The organism is Variovorax sp. GW821-FHT10B04, assembly GCF_059415645.1.
This window is the reverse complement of record NZ_JBWKNQ010000017.1, coordinates 37,095-40,651: the sequence shown is the minus strand read 5'-3', so window position 1 is coordinate 40,651 and position 3,557 is coordinate 37,095. Positions and strand designations below refer to the sequence as shown.

At 65.4% G+C, this 3,557-nt stretch carries 3 protein-coding genes; 1 reads left to right on the top strand and 2 read right to left on the bottom strand.

The window, feature by feature from the left end:
* Positions 1-61 precede the first annotated feature (61 nt).
* On the bottom strand, positions 62-1,396 hold the full coding sequence (locus AC07PZ_RS29435) for a TolC family outer membrane protein (protein WP_495298726.1): 1,335 nt from the start codon (positions 1,394-1,396) through the stop codon (positions 62-64).
* Between the two features lie 249 nt (positions 1,397-1,645).
* Here AC07PZ_RS29435 and AC07PZ_RS29430 point away from each other — a divergent pair, with 249 nt between their 5' ends.
* Positions 1,646-2,698, top strand: coding sequence for a hypothetical protein (locus AC07PZ_RS29430; protein WP_495298725.1), 1,053 nt, complete (start codon positions 1,646-1,648; stop codon positions 2,696-2,698).
* Between the two features lie 42 nt (positions 2,699-2,740).
* Here the strand turns inward: AC07PZ_RS29430 and AC07PZ_RS29425 are convergent, their stop codons facing one another.
* Positions 2,741-3,520, bottom strand: coding sequence for a SapC family protein (locus AC07PZ_RS29425; RefSeq protein WP_495298724.1), 780 nt, complete (start codon positions 3,518-3,520; stop codon positions 2,741-2,743).
* Positions 3,521-3,557 lie beyond the last annotated feature (37 nt).

Here is a 3,557-nt window from a genome sequence, read left to right as displayed (position 1 = left end):
ACGGTTCCAGTGATTCTTTGCGTTCTGCGTGCAGGGGCCAGGGCCGAAGCGGGACCGGAACCTAGGGCGTCGGTCGGCCGACAGCGATCAGATCGTCTTCGCTCAAGGTGCCGGCAGCCTGCTTCAGGCGCAGCATGTTGAGCTGGTAGTCGTAGCGCGACTGGGCTGCGTCGCGGCGCACGGCATAGAGGTCGCGCTCGGCGTCCAGCACGCCCAGCATCGTGGAGATGCCGGCCTTGTAGCCTTCTTCCTTCAGGTTGCGGGCGCTGTCGAGCGCCTGCACGGACTGCTCGAGTGCGGCGGCCCGGCTGATGCCGCTGACCACGCCGGCATAGGCCGCGCGCGCCTGTCGCTCCACCTGGCGACGGTCGCGCTCGAGGTCCTGCAGCGCGCCCTGGTGGCGAGCGCCGGCCTTGTCGATTCCCGCGTCGGTGGCACCGCCGTCGTACAGCGGAATGTTCGCCCGGAACATCACGTCGTTCGTGTTCACGCTGCTGCCGCCGCCGAAGAGGCTCCCGCCCGTTTCGCGCTGGTTGCGCGAGATCACGAGATCGAGGGTCGGGTAGTACGCCGCGCGGCTCTTGTCGATTTCCTGCCGCGCCACCTCCACGGCCTGCAGGCGCGCCTCGAGCAGCAGGTTCTTGTCGAGCGACGACTGCACCCACTGCTCGGCGTCCAGCGGTTGCGGGAAGATCAGCGGCGCCTTGGCGGCAATCGGCACCAGCGAATTCACCGGCGTGCCGATGACTTCACGCAGTGCCTGCTTCTTGTCGGCCAGGTCGTTCTCGGCAGCGATCACGTCGGACTGCTTGAGGGCGTTGCGCGCCACCGCGTCGTACAGGTTGACCCGGACCGCCTGTCCGCTCTTGAACTTGGCTTCGGCCAGTTCGAGCTGTCGCTTGATCGATTCGCCCTCGCCGCGCGCCAGGTTGAGCGCGTCCTCCGCCGCAAGCACGGCCATGTAGGCCGTGGCGGTCCTGACGATCAAGTCCTGCTCGGCGGCGGCGTAAGCGGCGGCAGCCTGCTTCTCGGAAGCCTGCGACTGCTGCCAGTTGCGCCACGACGACAGCCGGAAGATCGGCTGGGAGATCGACAGCGTTCGGTCGTTGGTCGGGTATGAACTCGTGCCCGCGGCGAACACCTGGTTCTCGCTGCGCACGATGTTCTGGTCGGTCTTGGTACGGTTGTAGTTGAACGCCACCTGCGGCAGCAGCGCCGCGCGCGCCTCCTTGACTGCAAAGCCGGACGCCTCGTACTCCGAGCGCATGGCAAGGTAGCGCGGGTCGCGCTGCTTGGCCAGGCTGTAGATGTCGGCCAGCGTTTCGGCGGACGCCGGCATGCTGGCCGCAAGGATCGAGCACAGCAGCGCTGCCGCAACAAGGGAAGGTGATTGCACTCTGTATTCCTTCATGAAGACACGTGCCTCCGAGCCCTGCCTGGGTCGGCATCGTTCTAAAAACCGGAGAAGATGTCCGACATCGGACACCTCTGAATACTTACAATTTTTTATGAAATCCCCGGGTTGAGAATTATTTATTTACAGATGTAAATATCCCATTTCCAGGGGATTGACAAAATCCGGCGCGCCACGCGGAAATTCAATCGGCCATGCGTGGTCAATCTTTTTTTGCCGTCAGGAGCATGTTTGCAACTCCCTCCCCTGTTTCATCCCGACCGCTGGGGCGCCCAACTGTCCGAGCGGGGGGCGTCGCTGCATTTCGGCGACGGGGTGCGCGGCACGTCGATCGCGCTCGATCCGCAGGCACTGCGCGCCACGGCCCGGCAGCTGGCCGAGATCGTGGCTGCGCACGAGACCCGCTTTGGCACGCTCTGGTGCGAGGGCGGCGAGCGCTTCGGCGCCATCAACGACGCCCGCCTGCAGTGGCATGAGCGCCCCTTCACTTCCGCGTTGGCGCATCGCCTCTACGGATGGATCAGAAACCTGCCGCTCGACGGCGTCGAGCGTTCGTTCAAGCTGCTCGCGGGCCAGTTGTGGCAAGACAGGTTCCTGGTGGGCCTGAGGACGTCCGGTCTCGCGGCCGAGGATGCCGACTTCCTCGCCGCGCGCATGGACGCGCCGCCGGAATTCCGGGCCGCCCTGCGCACGCACCTGCCACGCGCCAGCTTCGTTCACGTCGGGTTCGAGGGTGCCGCCGACAGGAGCACCTACAAGCTCTACCTGGAGTTCGCGCCGCCCGGGCCGGGCCGACCGCGGGAGCAGGAGAACGCGATGCCGCTGTACCTGGGCTACAAATGGGACCCGTTGGACAACAGCCGGCGAGCCGTGTCCACCTATCGGCAGCCGTCGTCGCTGTCGCTGGCGGACGTGCGCGGCAAGATGGCGGCGGCTTACGGCGACGCGCGGCCCGCACTCCTCGCGATGGCCCAGACGCTGGTCACGGAGGCAGCACGACGCACGTCCGCCGAAAGCCTTCGCTTCGTCGACGTGACCGACGGCGACGCACAGCGCCTGTCATTCGACGTGAATCTGTACGAGAGCGGACTCACGCTGCGCGACATCGCTCCGCAGCTGCGGGCTTTCGCCACGCATCTCGATATCCCATCGAGCGAACTGGAGGCGCTGATGGACAAGGCGAGCCATGACATCGCCGGCCATGTTTCGGGCGGCACCGACCGCCACGGCCGCGCCTTCCTGACCATCTACCACGCGTGTGCCGCCGGCGCGTCGGCGCCCTGAGCCCACGGATCGAAAACCGGCTCGGCTGGAACCGGTGGCGACTCAGTGGATGGCGCCGGTGGCGACTTCGGCGATCGCCTCGGCGGGCAGCGCGGGTGGCTGTCGACGGGCATCGAGACGTCGGGCCAGGCGCTTCAGGTTGTTCAGCGACATGAGGTGGGCATAGATCCAGCCCAGGTAGCCGGTCTTGACCAGCTCCAGCAGCTTGTCGTCGCTCAGCGCGTTCAGCTTGGCCTCGTCGACCACCCAGGCGCCTTCCAGCGACTTCTTGATGCCTTCGCGCTCGAAGGTGACGACCTTGGAAGTGAGCAGGCCCATCTCGAAGACCTTGGTGGCGAAGGCGCTGGTGCGCTTCATTTCGCCGTGGAACAGCACGAGGAATTCGATGACGCTCTTCAGGTAGGCCGTCTCGGTGCCATCGGCATGGAAGAGCGCCTCGCCCCGCTCGTTGCCCAATCCGTCATAGGCCTCGTCGACGCAGACCGTCAGCGTCTCGGCCCCATCGGCGCCGGCCAGCACGAAGGGGTAGCGGCGGATGAAAGCCGGAATGTAGGCATTGGGCTCCCAGCGTCCGTCCGCGCCGACCAGCACGTTTTCCTTGTCGTTCAGGCCGACCAGTGCCGCCAGCGTGAACGGGCCGTTTTCTCCACCCACGAAAACGATGGGGTAGTCGCGCGCCGCTCCCGCGAACTCGCTGCCGGCGATGAGCACGGAATTGGTTTTTCTCGCGAAGGAGAAATGGTTTGCCTTCAATTGAATCTTCAGCGCCTGATGCCGCTCGCGATTCAGCGCGATCGCGCGCTCATAAAAAATCATGGACATAGCAGAGGTTCCGGTGAAAAACGAGTCATGGGAACGC